The organism is Bacillus coreaensis (assembly GCF_050586445.1).
GTDB classification, from domain to species: Bacteria; Bacillota; Bacilli; order Bacillales; family Cytobacillaceae; genus Robertmurraya_A; species Robertmurraya_A coreaensis.
In genome coordinates this window covers 49,182-66,721 of record NZ_JBOCCY010000011.1, presented here as the reverse complement: position 1 = coordinate 66,721, position 17,540 = coordinate 49,182, and the positions used below count along the sequence as shown (strand labels likewise).

Genomic DNA, 17,540 nt, shown 5'->3' with positions numbered 1-17,540 from the left:
CTTTTTATTAACGAGAGTAGAATTCAACGATAAGAGCTTCGTTGATTTCAGCAGGTAATTCAGAACGCTCAGGTAAGCGAGTGAATGTACCTTCTAATTTGTCAGCATCGAAAGTTAAGAAATCAGGTACGAAGTTGTTCACTTCAACTGCTTCTTTAACGATGTCAAGGTTACGTGACTTTTCACGTAAAGAAATTGTTTGACCAGGTAATACGCGGAATGATGGGATATCAACGCGCTTGCCATTTACTAAAATGTGACCATGGTTAACAAGCTGACGAGCTTGACGACGAGTACGAGCAAGACCTAAACGGTACACTACGTTATCTAAACGAGACTCTAAAAGAGCCATGAAGTTTTCACCGTGCTTACCAGAAATCTTACCAGCTTTGTCAAAAAGGTTACGGAATTGACGCTCAGTTACTCCATACATATGACGAAGCTTTTGCTTCTCTTGTAATTGTAAACCGTATTCAGATAACTTCTTGCGTTGGTTTGGACCATGTTGTCCAGGAGCGTAAGGACGCTTTTCTAATTCTTTACCAGTGCCGCTTAGAGAGATTCCAAGACGACGTGATAATTTCCAGCTTGGGCCAGTATAACGAGCCATGAATGACTCCTCCTCGTGTTTTTATTTTGTTGTAAAATAAAAACAGTAGTGTTCACAAGCAGTATGACCATTTTGTTTTCATGTACCTTCGCCCTAGCAGCTCAAGGGTTACCGATACCCCATCCTAGAAGGAAATTCTTCTATTGAGGAACAAAATGTATTCATAAAGGCGTTCACATATGCTGCGCTATTTTACACAAAGAATATTATATATTTTAAAGTGGTAGAAAGTCAAGGAAATTTTATTTTTTAGGAATATGTTATTATCTAAAGAATGATTGTTATTATGGTATAATCTAATTAAGAAAAAGAGTGGTTAAAGTGCGTGAAACTAGGAAAGAAAGAAGAGTACGATTTCTTTTGCTTTTTATGTGTATTAGTTTTACAATAGGAGCATTGTACTATAAATATAGTGAACAAAGAGAAAAAAATAACCCTCCACTTGTTACAGTCCTCCATCAAAGTCTAAGTAAAGAAGATAATCCTATCATCGTTTTAGCAAAAGAACAAGAAAACAACTATATATTAGCTGAATATGAGATTCAAATAGATGATAACTATCTATTTAAGACAAGAAAGGCAGTAACCTTAGATGGAAAGCCAACGATGATTTCTTTAGATCAAAAGCGTATAGGTGTATGGGTGAAAATTGACGGACGGTGGAACTATTTTACAAGTGATTTGAAACAAGCTACACGATCACCTGAGTATAGAGAACGTGAATCTGTAGAACAATCAAACTTGATCGAAAAAAAAGAAGGTGGACACACCATGGTTCAATGGGGAGACAAGCAGTTCGATGTGGGCGAGAGGAAGATTAAGCAGCTATTATCCTTATCAACGGACGGTTCCCTGTGGCTTGTTATTACTGATCAAGAGATAATAATTTCGACATTGAACAATTAATATATATTTCATGCGGGATGGGATCAAATGGTTTCAAACCAGCTAAGGTATTAGGTGATGACGTAATGAGATTTCTTACTGATAAATCAATTGAAACACTTAAAAGTCAGTTCTTTGATCTAATCGAAACGGAGTCGGGAGCTTTTCACTATCAAAATGTATTAAAGACCATGCTTAACACGATTCAAAACATGCTCGAGGTTGATGAAGTTACTTTGTTCATTTGTCATGCTTGGAAGAATCAATTTTCATTTGAAGTTTCTACAAACGAAAACATTATAGGGGTTACACCATCCAAGGATTCAAGTGACTGGTTAAGTTCATTGAAAACGATCGATTTTTCCCCAACAGATATGAACTTTAAGGATTACCAAGTCCTAATTCCGCTTGTGAAATCGGGCAGGAATTTAGGTGTTTTATGCTTAAAAGGGAATCAAGAGTTCATTATCCCTTCCAATCAAGAGTGGTTTGAACCATTTGCGACAGTGTGCTCGTCATTTGTACAGAAGGCTCAAGAATTATACAAAATTGTCATGGAAGAGAAACGTTATAAACAGCTATTTCGCGTGAATGAAAAATTTCATTCGACAATGGATATGGATGCTGTGTTAGGTGAGATTATCTATACGCTTCAAGAAGTATATCCGAGTTTTACGTACTATTTAATGCTATCTCATGACAATGATAATCATAGCGAACTGCCAATTAAGGATTTAGAATATGATAGTGAAAATTTAGCAGCTATGGAAGCCTATGTTACTGGTACGATCCAAATGGAGGATTCTTTGAACGAACGACGTTCTATTCTTTATGCACCTTTAAAAGGAAAACAAGGTGTATACGGAGTACTCCAAGTCATTGCTCCAGACACATTGACGTTTCCAAGTAACGAAGTGGAGTTTATAAAACTATTAGCGAATACCGCTGGTTCTGCGCTTGAAAATGCACAGCTCTATCAGCAATCAAAACGATTAATAGCTGACCTACAACTGATCAATGAGACTTCGCATCGTTTAAATTCTAATTTACGATTGACCGAAACAATGTCATACATGACGGAACAAATTGTTCAGTCGTTTGATGCGGAAGAGGTTTGCTTTGTATGGCTATCACCGGATTTGAGACCAATTAGCGTATTAGCAGGTTCGACACCATTTTTTGATACGGAAGCTTCCATGGCATACGTTCAATACGTAGTCGACAGATTGAAGAAAGAACATGATTCCATTTTTATTGGTGATGTAGAAATAAACCTCGATCATGATGTGAAACAATATCGTTCTATTATGGCGGTTCCAATGGTACAATCCGGAGTAATTAAAGGGATAGCTCTCGTTATGCATACCGAGCCGTATCATTTTTCATTCGAGATCTTTAAGTTGATGCAGTCATTAATTCATCATTCTACCTTAGCTTTTACAAATTCCATGCTTAGAGAAGAATTAGAAAAAATGGTTGTTACAGATCATTTAACGAAGCTGTACTCAAGGAACTATTTAGATGCGAAAGTTCATGAATCACTTGATGACGATCAGCAAGGAACCTTCCTTTTAATTGATATTGATAATTTTAAAGGTGTTAACGATAAATATGGTCACCAAGTGGGGGATGAAATCCTTATTCAAGTCGCGGATATTATAAAAAGTAATATAAGAGAAAGCGATATTGGTGCCCGTTGGGGTGGAGAGGAACTTGCTGTTTACCTACCACGTATCCCACTCGAGGTGGGAATAGGTATTGCAAACCGGTTAGTAGATAAAGTAAGGGAATTATCTAAGCCATCAATAACCATTTCATGTGGGGTTTCGTATTGGAATGTGGACAATCCAGATAACTTTACAAACCTGTTTAAGCGAGCGGACACAGCCCTTTATGTGGCAAAGGATACAGGCAAGGATCGAGTTGTGGTTCAAGAAAATGTCCCCTCTCAGTAAAAGGAGCTCAAATTTCGAGCTCTTTTTTACTTTCCAATTGGATAGTATCACATATGTTAGTAAAGAGGGAATCACGATAAAACTGTAAGCGTTTACAAATCAAGGAGGAGCATATGGGAGAGAAAAAGTCTTTTAAAATTGAAACAGAAGTGATTCATCATGGCTATGATGCTAGTTCATTTGAAGGTAGTTTAGTTCCGCCTGTTTTTCAGACATCAACGTATTGCTTTGAAACAGCAGAGCAAGGTGAAAAAAGGTTTTCTGGAGAAGATTCAGGATATATTTACTCCCGTTTAGGTAATCCAACCGTTTCAATACTAGAAGAGAGAATGGCAGCGATTGAGAAAGGGGAAGCCGCTCTAGCATTTGGTTCAGGAATGGCTGCCGTGTCGGCTGTATTAGTTTCTCTTACGAAAGCAGGTGACCATGTTCTCTGTTCTCAAGGTGTATACGGTTGTACTTTTGGTTTGCTTAAGATGCTAAATCATAAATATCAAATCACATCTACCTTTTCAGAAATGGAAACAAAGGAACAAATTTTACAAGCTATCAAGCCCGAAACCACGTGCATTTATGTGGAAACCCCAATCAATCCAACCATGAAGCTTGTTGACCTAGAGATGATTGCTACAGTTGGAAAAGAAAAGGGGATTCCGGTTGTTGTCGATAATACGTTTTGTTCTCCTTACTTGCAGACACCTCTTGAGCTTGGTTGTGACGTAGTCGTTCATAGTGCAACTAAATATATTTGTGGGCATGGGGATGTGATTGCTGGCATTGTTGTTGGAAAGCGTGATTTTCTTCAAGAGGTGGCAATGACCACACAAAAAGATATTGGAGGAATTATTTCTCCGTTTGATGCATGGTTGCTATTGAGAGGGTTAAAAACCTTGCCGATAAGAATGGATCGGCATTGTGAGAATGCTAGGAAGATCCAATCGTTTTTAAGTGAGCATGTGGCCGTTAATCAAGTATTCTACCCAGGGGATAGTAAGCATCCAGACTATATAATTATGCAAAAGCAAATGCGTCAGGCAGGCGGATTACTATCTTTTACATTGCATGGAGGGGTGGAAGAAGCACAGAAGTTCATGAACCGGTTACAGTTAATAAAGATTGCTGTTAGTCTTGGTGATGCCGAAACCTTAATACAGCACCCAGCAACGATGACCCACTCAGTTGTTCCGAAAGAAGAGAGAGAAAAGATGGGGATACAAGATAATTTGATACGGTTATCGGTCGGGTTAGAAGCATGGGAAGATATTCAGGAAGATTTGAATCAAGCTTTGAACGCTTTAATATAAATAAGAGGCAGACCATCTGCCTCTTTTATAAATGATTGATTAATTCTTCAACAAATTGCTCAAGCATTTTTTGATCTAGAGTGTCAAAACGTTTCTTGTTAGGTGAATCTATATCTAGAACTCCCAGAAGTTGTCCTTCTTTTATCATAGGAACAACAATTTCTGATTGAGAAGCTGCATCACATGCAATATGACCAGGGAATTGATGGACATCCTCAACTAAAATCGTCTTTCTTTCTTTCGCACTAGTTCCGCAAACACCCCTGCCAAGAGGAATTCTTACACATGCAGGCAGGCCTTGGAATGGTCCGAGCACTAATTCTTTGTCCCCGTCCATTAAGTAAAAACCAACCCAGTTAACGTCAGACAAAAATTGATTTAAAAGAGATGACGCATTGCTTAAATTGGCAATCGAGTTTGTTTCACCTTCGAGAAGCGCCTTCAGTTGTTTTATTAATAGACGATAGTTTTCCTCTCTCGTCCCTTCGTAATTCTTTACTTCAAACATTTCCTTCCCTCCAAACACATAGGTAATTATCATATTTTAGCGAAAATATGAAGACTTTGTCGAGTTTTTTATACAGGAGAACAAATGTCGAATAAAGAATGTTATACATAAGGCTATTTTCTGTGATTAAGAGATGGAGGTGGTTCCAAATGAAGAAAAATTCAAAGGATTCCATTGTCGAGGCAGCGATTTATCTTTTTAACACGAAGGGGTTTTCAGGAACAACGATTCGAGATATTGCCCAAAAGGCAAACAGCAACGTCTCTAACATCTCCTACTATTTCCAGAATAAACATGGTCTACTTGAGTATTGCTTTTTAAAGTATTTTGAAGCGTATATTGCAGAACTTGAATCAGCGTTTTTATGTATTGACCAAGGAGCAAAGGCAACACTTCAGAAAATGGCTGAAAGCATTATTAATTACCACACGGAGAACATGCAGCTGACAAGATTAATTTTAAGAGAAATGTCCATTGATTCACAAACCGTTCGAGAAATAATGAGTACGTACTTTGCAAAGGAAAAGTATTATTTTAAAGCGGTTATTGAGGAAGGAATCATAACCGGAGAGTTCAGACAAGTGTCTGTCACTTTTACTATTGTCCAACTCAAATCGCTTTTATCCATGCCTTTTCTAAATACCCATTATCTCTCAGAGGTTCTTCATGTTTTTCCTCATGAACCGTATTTTACACAGAAATATATTGGTGAAATCAATAACTGGATTGAAGGTGTATTAACACCCCACCATCCAAAGGAATTAGTGTTTTAATTTCTTAGTAATTGCTCGTACCCTTGAAGGAGTTCCTTCGCCTGATGAGCATCCGATCCATATATCATCGGAATGTTTAATTGAATGGCTTGGTTAGCTATCGCTGTTGGTGGATAAGGTTCCCGACATAACGGCTTTGCTGTACCTGCGCCGTTATAATCGAGCTCGTAGTTTTTTTGTTTTATTTCTATTAAAATACTTTGTATTTCCTTGTTAAAGTTAACTGAACAAGGATATTTTTTTTGGAATTTATTCACTAAAGTTATATGTCCGATACGTTTGGGCTTATACCTTCCTAAATTAGATTTTATGGATAGTAAAAGCGTTCGGTAGTAGGCTTCATATACTTTTTCTATCCCACCATAACGGTTAATCAGATCACCAAATACGTCAGGACTATAATCTAAACAATCATATTCTCCTTCATGCTTTAAAAAATGGACTGACAAAATACTATCTGTCAGTAATGGACCGTATTTGTTTAGAAATTCTGTTGTTTCTTTTTCAAATCCCTCAATGAAATCTACTTCTAAACCTGTATGTATGGTAATCTTTCCTTTATATTTTTCTCTTAGAACAGCTAGCTCTTCTAAATATGCCGGTAAATCCTCCATTTTCATAGCGCTGTCTTTAAGTGGAGTTGGATCGGTAAATCCAGCAGGAAGGGGAGCGTGTTCCGTAAATGAGATAGTGGTAAATCCAAGTTCCATAGCGTGCTCTATATAGGTATGAAAAGCATCTTTTGAACCATGGGGACAAAACTTTGAATGGACATGACCATCACGCATGTTGAGTAAGCCTCCTTGTTTATAATTTTGCAGTATTTGTCGAAAAAAGAGATGTGATGTAGCTGAAGTGATTGTAAATAAATTTTAGTACAAAAAATTTGAAATTAATAGTCAAAAAATGTCGTTTACATGGTATCATAAGAGCATTGAAAATACATTTATATGAACCTTTATTATAGATAACATAAATGTAGCTCGGATGAGAACAGGGGGCTTAACATGGAGTACATAATCGGGGGCTTAGTTCTTTTACTAGCTCTGTACGTGATTGGATATACGATGAAAAAAAAGCTTTATAAAGAAATTGACCGTCTGGAGAACTGGAAAATAGATATAACGAATCGCCCAGTCCTTGATGAAATGTCGAAGGTAAAACAGCTTAATATGACGGGTGAAACAGAAGAACTATTTGAGAACTGGAGAAATGATTGGGATGACATCGTAACCAGTCAGCTTCCAGAGGTAGAAGAGTATCTATTTGATGCGGAGGAATACATTGACCGCTACCGCTTTAATAAAGCCAAACAGGTTCAGCGTGCCATTGATTCTCATTTAAAAGAAACGGAAGAAAAAATTCAAAAGTTACTTGACGAAATCAATGAATTGGTTGGAAGTGAAGAGAAAAATAGAATAGAAATTGAAGAGTTAAAAGAGGTGTATCGTGAGCGCCGTAAAACTCTACTTGCACACCGTCATAATTTTGGACGTGCTGAAGCAAAGTTAGAAATCCTTCTAGATGAAATAGTAGCATGCTTTACTAATTTTGAGGAAAGAACAGAAAACGGCGATTATCTGCAAGCTCGTGAGGTTGTGCTTTTAATTCAGTCAAAAACAGATGAATTGAGCAAGAAGATGGATGCTATTCCAAATTTACTCATTGAATGCCAATCAAGTATTCCTTCAGAAATCGAGAATCTTAGAGACGGATTCCGTGAGATGCAGAATCAAGGCTATCCGCTAGAACATCTTCATTTTGAAGAGGAGTTAGAAAAACTTCACTCAGAAGTAAATGAATGTTTGGAGTTGATTGAACAAACGGAGATTGATGAGCTTCAAAAGAAAATAGATGAAGTAAAGGAAAAAATTGAAGTAATTTATGATCAATTGGAACAAGAGGTTAATGCCAAACGGTTTGTTATAGAAAACGAAGAGCCAACGAGAAGCATGTTATTTGCAGTAAAAGAAGAAAATAATGTACTAAAGGTTGAAGTGCAGGAAGTCCTGCAGAGTTATCACCTTGAAGAGAGCGAAGTCGAAGGGCAAGTGCAGTTTGAAAAGAAATTAGCTCAGTTAATGAAACGTTTTGAAGTATTAGAACACAAAATTGTAGCTGATGAAACGGCTCTTACGATACTAAAGGATGAGCTAGCTGAGTTAAAGCTCGAGCTTGAAAAATTAACTGTTGAGCAAAAAGAATACGCTGATCGACTACAAACACTTAGAAAAGATGAAATTGCCGCACGGGAGACAGTAGTTGAACTTTCCAAAAAAATTGCTGATTGCATTCGCCTTGTAAATAAAAGTAATATTCCAGGTCTTCCAGAAGAATATCGTTATTTATTAGAGGATGCAAGAGAGAGCATTTTTAATGTGAAATCAAAGTTAGAAGAAAAGCCATTAAATATCCCTACCGTTCAAAAATATTTAGAGGTGGCTGTAATGACGGTAGATAAAGTATTTGACCATACGTCTCAGCTCATTGAAACGGTTCTTTTATCTGAAAAGGTAATACAGTATGGCAATAGATACCGGAGCAGTTATCCGGCAGTACAAAAAGCTTTGGTAGATGCGGAAATTGCTTTTAGAAGCTATGACTATCAAGCAGCACTGGAAGTTGCAGCAACCTCTATTGAGGAAGTAGAGCCTGGTGCATTAAAGCGGATTGAAGCGTTATTACAAGAAACGGTAGAGGTTTAAATGGAAAAGACCGCTTTTGTTGAAGCGGTCTTTTCCTATTCGTTTTCCTGATTGTCATTTATATGATAACATTGTTAGTTGAGTTTACCCGTGATTGGTAAGAAAAAGGGGTTTTCAGACATGATTTATTTTGATAACAGTGCAACCACGAAACCATTTCCAGAAGTTGTGGATTCATTTGTAAAAGTTTCAAGTGATTTTTTTGGCAATCCGTCGTCTATTCATCAATTAGGTGTAGAAGCGGAGAGCTTGTTAACTCAAGCTAGAAAACAAATAGGTGAGCTATTACAGGTAAATCCGAGCGAGGTTTACTTTACATCAGGAGGTACGGAAAGCAATAACTTAGCAATTAAAGGTACAGCACTTATGTATCGAAACAGAGGGAATCATATTATTACATCAGCGGTTGAGCACGCTTCCGTAAGAGAAGCGTATCAGCAGCTGAAGGAATTAGGGTTTCGAATAACGGTCATTCCAGTTGATGCGGAAGGTAGAGTTTCTGTTACTGAAATAGAAGAGGCCATCTGTCACGATACGATATTAGTGTCGATTATGCATGTCAATAATGAGGTTGGTACCATTCAGCCTATTGAAGAAATCGGCGACATGCTAAAAGGATATTCAAAGATATTATTTCATGTGGATTTTGTACAAGGGGTTGGAAAAGTAGCTCTCGATATTCAAAAACACCATATTGATCTCTGCTCGATATCAGCACATAAATTTAATGGGTTAAAGGGAACAGGAGTGTTAGTCGTTCGTGAGGGGGTCCATATTTCTCCACTTTTTTCAGGAGGAAATCAAGAATGGAAGCTTCGAAGTGGGACGGAGAATGTTGCCGGTGCTGTTTCAATGGCAAAAGCATTGCGATTAACTTTACAAAGTTATGAAACGAAGTTGGCCCAAATATCCGAAATTCAAAGTTATCTACTTAAAGAACTAAAAATGCTTGAAGATATTGTCATTCATACTCCAAGCAAAGGGCGAGCTCCTCATATCATAAATTTCTCTGTAAAAGGTTTTAGAGGAGAAGTATTTGTACATGCGTTAGAAGAGAAAGGGTTAATCGTCTCGACGACAAGTGCGTGTTCTTCAAAAAAGAAGGCCATAAGCCATACGCTATTGGCTATGAATGTCTCAAAGGACGTCGCAGAAAGTGCGATTCGCATGAGCTTATCGTATGAAAACACACTTGAAGAGGCAAATAAGGTGATTTCAATCATACAAACAACAGTTACTGAACTAAGAGAGGTTATGCACTAATGAATTATGATCGAATTTTAATAAGGTACGGAGAGATATCAACTAAGGGAAGAAATCGTACGAAGTTTGTTGAAAAGTTGAAAAGAAGTGCTAAGCGTGCACTAACAGACTTTCCAAACATCATTATTGAGACCACTAGGGACCGTATGTATATTTTGTTAAATGGGGAAAATGGTGAGGGAATTATCGAGAAGTTAAAAATCCTTCCTGGCATTCAGTCCTTTAGTCCGGTTATTAAGACTAGCTTGGAGCTCGAGGAAATTAAGGATGCGGCTTTACAATTATTCTTAAACAAATATAGTGTAGGAGATACTTTTAAAATTTCAACGAGACGGGCAAATAAGGAATATCCTCTTGATACGGGGCAACTAAATTATGCTCTTGGTTCTCACATTTTACAAAATGTCCCTGACTTAAAGGTAGATGTGAAAAATCCAACCATTAATGTTCAGGTTGAGGTACGTACAGAAGCTGTTTATCTCTCAATCGAGACGATTATGGGGGCAGGTGGTATGCCTATCGGATCTAGCGGAAAGGCCATGTTGATGCTATCTGGTGGAATTGATAGCCCAGTTGCTGGCTATATGGCCATGAAAAGAGGGGTTGAAATAGAGGCTGTTCATTTCTTTAGTCCCCCTTTTACTAGTGAGCGTTCCAAACAAAAGGTAGTTGAATTAGCAGAAAAGTTGTCATTACTAAATGGCGGTTACTTTACTCTCCATATCGTTCCTTTTACGGCTATTCAACAGCTTATACAAAAGCAAATACCTGAGAACTATACCATGACGGCAACTAGACGGATGATGCTTCGAATAACTGAAGAAATTCGCCGCAAATTTGAAGGATTAGCCATCGTAACGGGAGAAAGCTTAGGCCAAGTGGCTAGTCAAACCTTAGAAAGCATGCTTGCGATTAATGATGTTACATCCACACCGATATTAAGACCTTTAATCACTATGGATAAGTCTGAAATAATTAATATCGCAAAAACGATTGATACCCATCATATTTCGATACAGCCTTATGAGGACTGTTGTACTGTTTTTGTCCCTGCAGCCCCGAAAACAAAACCAAAGCTTGAAAAGGTTCAATATTACGAAGGCTTTGTTGACTTTGAGCAGCTAATTCAAGAAGCAGTTGATAAAGTTGAAACCATTCAAATAAAACCAGATCACAATAAAAAGGATCAAATATTTGGAGAATTATTCTAACGTAATTGTGAACAATTTCCAAGTGATTATTTGAATGAAGGCCATGTGTTTGACACATTCTATACTCACAAGGAGGTGATTCACATGGCAAGCAACAACAATTCAAATCAATTACTTGTAGCAGGTGCTCAACAAGCTATCGACCAAATGAAGTACGAAATCGCTACTGAGTTTGGTGTTAACTTAGGTGCTGAAACAACTTCTCGTGCTAACGGATCTGTTGGTGGAGAAATTACAAAACGCCTAGTTTCTTTTGCTCAACAGTCTATGAGCGGAAGACAATAATCACTCCAACTAAATAGAGAAATGGCTACAGAGGCATTCCCTTAAACGGGGTGCCTCTTTTATTTGTTATAAAACAATTTTAAATTTTAAAATAATTTTGTATAATAACATGTGTGACATCAGGGACAGTACATAGAAAATATTTTAGGGGGAGAGGCAGTGAAACGAGAAGATTTACTAGCACCTGAAAAATATAATGTAGTAAGTGAAATGGAACGATTTTCTGACGATCACGAAAGAGTTGCCCTTATTTGGGAAGATGAGCAGGGACGTAAACAGCAAATCACCTATCAACAATTATTAGTGAATGCTAATAAAATTGGAAACGTTTTCTTAAATGAGGGATTAAAACAAGGTGATGTTATTCTAATTGTCGTGCCTCGATTGATTGAAGCCTACGAGGTATATATTGCAGCGCTAAAAGCTGGACTCGTTGTTATTCCAAGCTCGGAAATGCTGCGTACAAAGGACCTTCAATACCGTATTCAACACGGAGACGTAAAGGCAGTTATAAGTTATTATCCTTATATTGAACAATTTAGTGAGATAGATGTGTGTAACGGTATCCCTCGGTTTGTCATTGGTGGAAAAGCAGAAGGGTGGAAGACGTTAGAAGAAGAAATGAAGACAGCTTCTACAGAACTAGAAGTAGCATCTACAAGATGTGATGATATGGCTTTCTTATCTTATACTTCAGGAACGACAGGGAATCCAAAAGGGGTTGTTCATACGCATGGGTGGGCTTATGCTCATCTGAGAACAGCTGCTCCACACTGGTTATGTATAGAAGAAGGAGATCGTGTATGGGCAACGGCAGGGCCTGGGTGGCAAAAATGGATTTGGAGTCCTTTTTTATCAGTGTTAGGCTCAGGAGCTACTGGTTTTGTATACAATGGAAAGTTTGATCCAAGCAAATACTTGAGCTTATTGCAAGATTACAATATAAACGTACTTTGCTGTACTCCAACTGAGTATCGATTGATGGCAAAGGTAGAAAATATACATGAATATCAACTGCATAGCCTTCACAGTGCTGTATCAGCTGGGGAGCCATTAAACAGAAATGTCATTGATACATTCAAAAAGTACTTCCAGGTCGATGTTCGTGATGGTTATGGGCAAACAGAGAACACATTACTTGTAGGTATTACAAAGGGAATGGAACTAAAAGCAGGCTCAATGGGGAAACCAACTCCAGGTAACCATGTAGAAATTATTAATGAGTACGGTGAAGCGTGTGAGGTCGGAGAGGTAGGAGATATCGCTGTTCACGTCGATACACCAGCACTATTTAAAAATTACTACAAGGATCCAGAAAGAACAGCTATGCAGTTTCGCGGTGATTACTATGTGACGGGTGATAAAGCAAAAAAAGATGAGGACGGTTACTTTTGGTTTGAAGGCCGTGGTGATGATATTATTATTAGCTCTGGTTATACCATCGGACCTTTTGAAGTAGAAGACGCATTGGTTAAGCATCCATTCGTTAAAGAATGCGCGGTGGTTGCAAGCCCTGATGAGGTGCGTGGGAATGTGGTGAAAGCATTTATTGTCTTAAAAGAGGGCATTGATGAAAATGATCCACAATTAATCAGCACCCTTCAAAATCACGTCAAGGAGTTAACAGCCCCTTATAAATATCCAAGAAAAATTGATTTTATCAAAGAACTACCGAAAACAACCTCTGGGAAAATTCGCCGTGTTGAGTTAAGGATAAGAGAGCAAGAGCTTGCTGGCCAAAATTAATGAGTTGTACTTGGGAGAAGAATACCATTTCTTCTCTTTTTATTTTGAAAAAATGTATAGCGTGAAAGGAAATTTCCCCTTATAATAAGTTATTGTTTCGAGTCTAGAAAGAATAGAGGGTCCACATGGAGAAAAAAGAGATAAAACAAGGTGTGTTATATGCAGGCCTTTCGTATTTAATTTGGGGAATATTACCGGTTTATTGGAAACTGCTCGAACATGTAAATGCTGAGGATATTCTAGCCAACCGTATCTTCTGGTCATTTGTGTTTATGATGGTAGTTTTATTTTTTTCAAAAAAGATCGGAGATTTGCTTTCGGTCTTAAAAGGGTTTAGGCAAAACCGTAAAGAAATGTATGCACTAATTATCGCATCTTTATTAATTAGTACCAACTGGTTTATTTATATATGGGCAGTGAATCATCATCATATGATTGAAGCGAGCCTGGGGTATTATATTAATCCGTTAGTCAGTGTTCTATTAGGAGTTATTTTCTTAAAAGAGAAGCTTTCTCCTGCTCAGTATGTATCCTTTATCATCGCTGGAATTGGGGTACTGATTTTAGGAATTTCGTACGGCAAGTTTCCGTGGATATCGATTGTATTAGCATTCTCCTTCGGGGTTTATGGACTAGCGAAAAAAATGATTAAAGTAGACTCTGCTGTTGGTCTAACATTAGAGACAATGGTTGTTACCCCGTTTGCCTTAGCTTATATGGTTTTCTTATTTTTCAATGGGGAGCATGCGTTATTTGCAGGTTCTGTAACAACTAATCTATTATTGGTCGGAGCTGGAGCAGCGACTGCCTTGCCGCTTCTGTATTTTGCAAAAGGAGCTCAAAAGATTCCGTTATCCATGCTAGGATTACTGCAATATATCGCACCAACGATTACGCTTATATTAGGTGTACTTGTATATGGAGAGCAGTTTACAAAACACCACCTACAAGCATTTATCTTTATCTGGTCCGCATTGACAATATACACCATATCCAGGACCAAATTATTTACCAACTCTGCAGGATCATTTCGGAAAAGATCTGGAGCCTAATGGGAAAAGGAGAAGCTGACTGCTTGGCAGTCAGCTTTTTAACTGTGGTTTGTGCCATAAAAGGATGAGTTAATGGAGTTCTAATTGCCCGGTTGGTCGGCGGAATAAGTGAAGCGGTCAAATAGAGGAGTTCTAATTGCCCGGTTGAGCGGTGGAACAAGTGAAGCGGTCAAATAGAGGAGTTCTAATTGCCCGGTTGGGCGGCGGAACAAGTGAAGCGGTCAAATAGAGCAGTTCTATCTGCCTCGTTGGGTGGAAAAAAGGTAAAGTAGTTAGATAGAAAGAAGATGGCTAGGTTCAACGAAAAAATCAGATCTAAATAAAGTAAGTGTATCGCTGCGAGCTTTGACTAATATATTGTTTCTTTAGTATGCGTCGTACAGATTTTTCCGATACAACCCCTCCGCACCAGTCAAATACACCATTAGTAGTTAGCAGTTTATCGGGAAACAGTTTTTGAAATTCGACAAGGCTTCTTAGTATAGCTTCTTCAACTAGCTGCCTATTACCGCAAGATTTACAGTATATATAGGATTGACTACATGGAAATAGAAACATTCCACAATATGAACAAGGAATTCCTTTTATTAACTCTTGATAACTATAATTAGGCAATCGTTCAAATGGGTTTTTATCCAAATGGCATGAGACAATTCTCTCTGCAAGAGCTTCATCGTGAGCAGTAATACTATAAACATCGCGATTGGTATTTTGTATAAATCGATTTATTTGACTTGGTAGTAACATAGAAGAATGAATGGGTGCATAAAAGAGAGTGAACTCGGGGTTTACAAATACTAGATAAGCTTCAACGGGGATGTTTATGCCTAGGTCTTTTAATAATCTTCTAAAGGCGGTTTCGGTTCGCTGGAGTTGTATGAGGGGGTTTTGGATTTCCGTTTTCTTAATCGTATACCAACGATTATTTTCTAAAAAATATTCTCCGTCAAAATTTTTCACTTCAAAAATGATAAACTTCTTTTTCAAGAGCAATGAGTCAATTTGAAATGTATGTCCACCACTATTTGTAAATAATAAATCATTCATCATTAAATAATTGGGGGATGATAGCCCATTAGTCATTAGGTAATCCCACTGCAATTCTCCGGCATACCCTTTTTCCAATTTTTCAAGCCGAGCAACCTCTAGTAATTTCATTCGTTTATCCAAGTACCTTAAAATCAAGAGTTCTTTCGGTACCGTTCTTTGTTTTATGATCAATTGATAACCTCCTAAATAGGGGCTTGTCCAAAGCCCCCGAAATCAAATTATAAGAATGTTCTCTTCACTTTTTCCCAGAACGAGTTGTCCTTCAGCTTTACCGTTTTAATTTTCTTTTCACTTAGTTGGATATCCACTCTCTCGACATGTTGTAAGCTGAGGGCTTCATTGTCCATGCCCATTGTTGGGTGATCGTTTCCATCTTGTACAACTCTTAAGGAAAGCTTTCTTTCTCCGCTTAAGATAAATGGGGATCCTAGCGTACGATAATAATTCGTATTTAAGGACGCAAGCTCACTTACTTGCATTGACGGTAGGAATGGATCTACAACTGCTCCGTTGACTGATTTACTATATGCTGTACTGCCTGTTGGTGTAGAAACGATTATCCCGTCTCCACGGAAGGTTTCGAAATGAAGATCATCAATAAATACTTCTAGAACGAATGTCTTAATAATAGATGAGCGAATACTAAACTCGTTCAAACATTGGAACGACATTTGTCCATCCACCAAAACATCAATAGTTGGGTAGCGTCTCACTTCTATTTGTTCATTTGTCATAGCCTCAATCATTTTATCAGTTTCATTGATATGAAAGTCACAGTAAACCTTTAAACTTTCACTTGTGGAAATCCCTGCATATAGGCAGTCCTCACGAAAGCCAGTCTTTCTAACAGCTTGTAGGAACGTTCCATCTCCACCGACACTAACGATAATATTTGCGTCTTTGTGGTCTTTGACTACCGTAAACCCTTGTTGGGCTGCAAGCTCATAAAGTGGTGAAACCGTTTCTAACATATCCGAATCTTTTTTGTGATATAAAAAAATATTTCGACGGTTTGGCATTGTAAATTCCTCCAGACAGATTTTAAATTTACCATTATATCTTTATTTTGTTAAAATGTAGGCTATGGAATTTAGTTTACCTGTTTTTGAAACATTTTAAAAGGAGAACCGTAATAGTAGAGGAAGTGGAAAAAGGAGGATTCTAGATGAATGGAAAGCGTTGGACAGCACTCGGTATTGCTGTAGTATTATTAGTTTTTTCTTGGGTGACAAATGCACTCTCTTCGATGGCTTTTAGCAATATCGAGAGCTCATGGACAGAGGTGTTTTCGGCCACAGAGGAGCCTTTTATCGAAGAAGTAATTGAGGAAGGAAATGCAGCAAAGAAAATTGCTGTGCTAGAAGTAAATGGAGCGATTCAAGATACGGGGGATGTAACATCATTTTTCCAGTCACCTGGATATAATCATTCAGCTTTTATGGAGAACTTGGATCATGTGAAAGAAGATAAAGATGTGAAAGGAATTATTTTAAAGGTCAATTCACCTGGTGGCGGTGTGGTTGAAAGTGCAGAGATTCATGACAAACTCGTAGAAATCTCTGAAGAGACAAAAAAACCAATCTATGTATCAATGGGTTCTATGGCAGCTTCAGGAGGGTATTATATTTCTGCCCCTGCTGATAAAATTTACGCAAGTCCTGAAACGTTAACGGGCTCGTTAGGAGTAATTATGCAGGGAGTAAATTATGCTGGATTAGCAGAAAAATATGGCGTGGAGTTTGTAACAATTAAAAGTGGAGAGTTTAAGGATATAATGAGTCCTTCGAGAGAGATGACAGAAGAGGAAAAAAATATCCTTCAAACGATGATTAACAACTCTTACGAAGGATTTGTGAATGTGATTGCATCTGGTAGAGGATTGACTGAAGAAGAAGTAAGAACGATTGCAGACGGTCGAATCTATGATGGAAGACAGGCAAAAGAAATTGGTTTAATTGATGATTTTGGATATTTTGAAGATGTAACAGAAGCTATGAAGAAAAATGAAAAATTAGCTGGAGCGCAGGTAGTGAGCTATAGTGAGAACTTTGGCTTTGGTTCATTATTCAGTATGGCAGCTAATAAAATGGTTGGGAAAGATATAGAGATGACTGGTCTAATGAAGCTATTGTCACAGCCAAATTCTCCAAGACTGATGTATATGTATGCGGAATAAGGAGGGGGATTATATGG

At 37.9% G+C, this 17,540-nt stretch carries 16 protein-coding genes; 11 read left to right on the top strand and 5 right to left on the bottom strand.

Translation table 11 applies throughout. From position 1 onward, the window contains the following. Positions 1-7: 7 nt before the first annotated feature. Positions 8-610, bottom strand: coding sequence for a 30S ribosomal protein S4 (rpsD, locus tag ACQ5H4_RS16325; RefSeq protein WP_119709411.1), 603 nt, complete (start codon positions 608-610; stop codon positions 8-10). Between the two features lie 321 nt (positions 611-931). Here rpsD and ACQ5H4_RS16320 point away from each other — a divergent pair, with 321 nt between their 5' ends. The 3 genes from ACQ5H4_RS16320 to megL all read left to right on the top strand — a co-directional run bounded on the left by ACQ5H4_RS16320 (position 932) and on the right by megL (position 4,754). Continuing rightward, on the top strand, positions 932-1,516 hold the full coding sequence (locus ACQ5H4_RS16320) for a hypothetical protein (protein WP_430776062.1): 585 nt from the start codon (positions 932-934) through the stop codon (positions 1,514-1,516). A 65-nt stretch (positions 1,517-1,581) separates the two neighbouring features. Beyond that, positions 1,582-3,450: a sensor domain-containing diguanylate cyclase gene (locus tag ACQ5H4_RS16315; protein ID WP_430776061.1), complete on the top strand. Its 1,869-nt coding sequence runs from the start codon at positions 1,582-1,584 to the stop codon at positions 3,448-3,450. A gap of 113 nt (positions 3,451-3,563) precedes the next feature. Then, entirely contained in the window at positions 3,564-4,754 is a 1,191-nt protein-coding gene (gene megL, locus ACQ5H4_RS16310; RefSeq protein WP_430776060.1) for a methionine gamma-lyase, read from the top strand. A gap of 25 nt (positions 4,755-4,779) precedes the next feature. Here the strand turns inward: megL and ACQ5H4_RS16305 are convergent, their stop codons facing one another. Then, positions 4,780-5,262 (bottom strand): GAF domain-containing protein, encoded by a 483-nt coding sequence (locus tag ACQ5H4_RS16305; protein WP_430776059.1) that lies wholly within the window; start codon positions 5,260-5,262, stop codon positions 4,780-4,782. Positions 5,263-5,411: 149 nt separating this feature from the next. Between ACQ5H4_RS16305 and refZ the strand changes: the two genes are divergently transcribed. Further along, entirely contained in the window at positions 5,412-6,035 is a 624-nt protein-coding gene (refZ, locus tag ACQ5H4_RS16300; RefSeq protein WP_430776058.1) for a forespore capture DNA-binding protein RefZ, read from the top strand. Here the strand turns inward: refZ and hisJ are convergent. After that, positions 6,032-6,823, bottom strand: a complete 792-nt coding sequence (gene hisJ / locus ACQ5H4_RS16295) for a histidinol-phosphatase HisJ (RefSeq protein ID WP_430776057.1) — start codon at positions 6,821-6,823, stop codon at positions 6,032-6,034. The genes refZ and hisJ overlap by 4 nt on opposite strands. A 219-nt stretch (positions 6,824-7,042) precedes the next feature. Here hisJ and ezrA point away from each other — a divergent pair, with 219 nt between their 5' ends. The 6 genes from ezrA to rarD all read left to right on the top strand — a co-directional run bounded on the left by ezrA (position 7,043) and on the right by rarD (position 14,297). After that, complete coding sequence (gene ezrA / locus ACQ5H4_RS16290) at positions 7,043-8,740, top strand: septation ring formation regulator EzrA (protein ID WP_430776056.1); 1,698 nt, start codon at positions 7,043-7,045, stop codon at positions 8,738-8,740. Between the two features lie 120 nt (positions 8,741-8,860). Next, complete coding sequence (locus ACQ5H4_RS16285) at positions 8,861-10,003, top strand: cysteine desulfurase family protein (RefSeq protein WP_430776055.1); 1,143 nt, start codon at positions 8,861-8,863, stop codon at positions 10,001-10,003. Further along, the gene (gene thiI, locus ACQ5H4_RS16280) at positions 10,003-11,214 is read left to right on the top strand and encodes a tRNA uracil 4-sulfurtransferase ThiI (RefSeq protein ID WP_430776054.1); all 1,212 of its coding nucleotides are present in this window, start codon (positions 10,003-10,005) and stop codon (positions 11,212-11,214) included. The genes ACQ5H4_RS16285 and thiI overlap by 1 nt, the downstream gene beginning before the upstream one ends. Positions 11,215-11,298: 84 nt before the next feature. Then, positions 11,299-11,499: an alpha/beta-type small acid-soluble spore protein gene (locus ACQ5H4_RS16275; protein ID WP_430776053.1), complete on the top strand. Its 201-nt coding sequence runs from the start codon at positions 11,299-11,301 to the stop codon at positions 11,497-11,499. A gap of 159 nt (positions 11,500-11,658) precedes the next feature. Continuing rightward, complete coding sequence (mbcS, locus tag ACQ5H4_RS16270) at positions 11,659-13,245, top strand: acyl-CoA synthetase MbcS (protein WP_430776052.1); 1,587 nt, start codon at positions 11,659-11,661, stop codon at positions 13,243-13,245. Between the two features lie 125 nt (positions 13,246-13,370). Further along, positions 13,371-14,297 carry an EamA family transporter RarD gene (rarD, locus tag ACQ5H4_RS16265; protein WP_430776051.1) on the top strand — a complete coding sequence of 309 codons (927 nt, stop codon included), beginning with the start codon at positions 13,371-13,373 and terminating at the stop codon, positions 14,295-14,297. A gap of 315 nt (positions 14,298-14,612) precedes the next feature. On the opposite strand, the gene ACQ5H4_RS16260 is transcribed toward rarD, so the two are convergent. Next, positions 14,613-15,518 carry a nuclease-related domain-containing protein gene (locus tag ACQ5H4_RS16260; RefSeq protein ID WP_430776050.1) on the bottom strand — a complete coding sequence of 302 codons (906 nt, stop codon included), beginning with the start codon at positions 15,516-15,518 and terminating at the stop codon, positions 14,613-14,615. 47 nt (positions 15,519-15,565) lie between these two features. Continuing rightward, positions 15,566-16,366, bottom strand: coding sequence for an NAD kinase (locus tag ACQ5H4_RS16255; RefSeq protein ID WP_430776049.1), 801 nt, complete (start codon positions 16,364-16,366; stop codon positions 15,566-15,568). 146 nt (positions 16,367-16,512) lie between these two features. Between ACQ5H4_RS16255 and sppA the strand changes: the two genes are divergently transcribed. Then, positions 16,513-17,523, top strand: a complete 1,011-nt coding sequence (sppA, locus tag ACQ5H4_RS16250) for a signal peptide peptidase SppA (protein WP_430776048.1) — start codon at positions 16,513-16,515, stop codon at positions 17,521-17,523. Positions 17,524-17,540: the final 17 nt, after the last annotated feature.

Coding starts and splice junctions, on each gene's coding strand:
- rarD (WP_430776051.1), top strand. CDS start 13,371: ATGGAGAAAAAAGAGATAAAACAAGGTGTGTTATATGCAGGCCTTTCG.
- ACQ5H4_RS16285 (WP_430776055.1), top strand. CDS start 8,861: ATGATTTATTTTGATAACAGTGCAACCACGAAACCATTTCCAGAAGTT.
- thiI (WP_430776054.1), top strand. CDS start 10,003: ATGAATTATGATCGAATTTTAATAAGGTACGGAGAGATATCAACTAAG.
- hisJ (WP_430776057.1), bottom strand. CDS start 6,823: ATGCGTGATGGTCATGTCCATTCAAAGTTTTGTCCCCATGGTTCAAAA.
- megL (WP_430776060.1), top strand. CDS start 3,564: ATGGGAGAGAAAAAGTCTTTTAAAATTGAAACAGAAGTGATTCATCAT.
- rpsD (WP_119709411.1), bottom strand. CDS start 610: ATGGCTCGTTATACTGGCCCAAGCTGGAAATTATCACGTCGTCTTGGA.
- ACQ5H4_RS16305 (WP_430776059.1), bottom strand. CDS start 5,262: ATGTTTGAAGTAAAGAATTACGAAGGGACGAGAGAGGAAAACTATCGT.
- refZ (WP_430776058.1), top strand. CDS start 5,412: ATGAAGAAAAATTCAAAGGATTCCATTGTCGAGGCAGCGATTTATCTT.
- ACQ5H4_RS16315 (WP_430776061.1), top strand. CDS start 1,582: ATGAGATTTCTTACTGATAAATCAATTGAAACACTTAAAAGTCAGTTC.
- ezrA (WP_430776056.1), top strand. CDS start 7,043: ATGGAGTACATAATCGGGGGCTTAGTTCTTTTACTAGCTCTGTACGTG.
- ACQ5H4_RS16275 (WP_430776053.1), top strand. CDS start 11,299: ATGGCAAGCAACAACAATTCAAATCAATTACTTGTAGCAGGTGCTCAA.
- ACQ5H4_RS16255 (WP_430776049.1), bottom strand. CDS start 16,366: ATGCCAAACCGTCGAAATATTTTTTTATATCACAAAAAAGATTCGGAT.
- sppA (WP_430776048.1), top strand. CDS start 16,513: ATGAATGGAAAGCGTTGGACAGCACTCGGTATTGCTGTAGTATTATTA.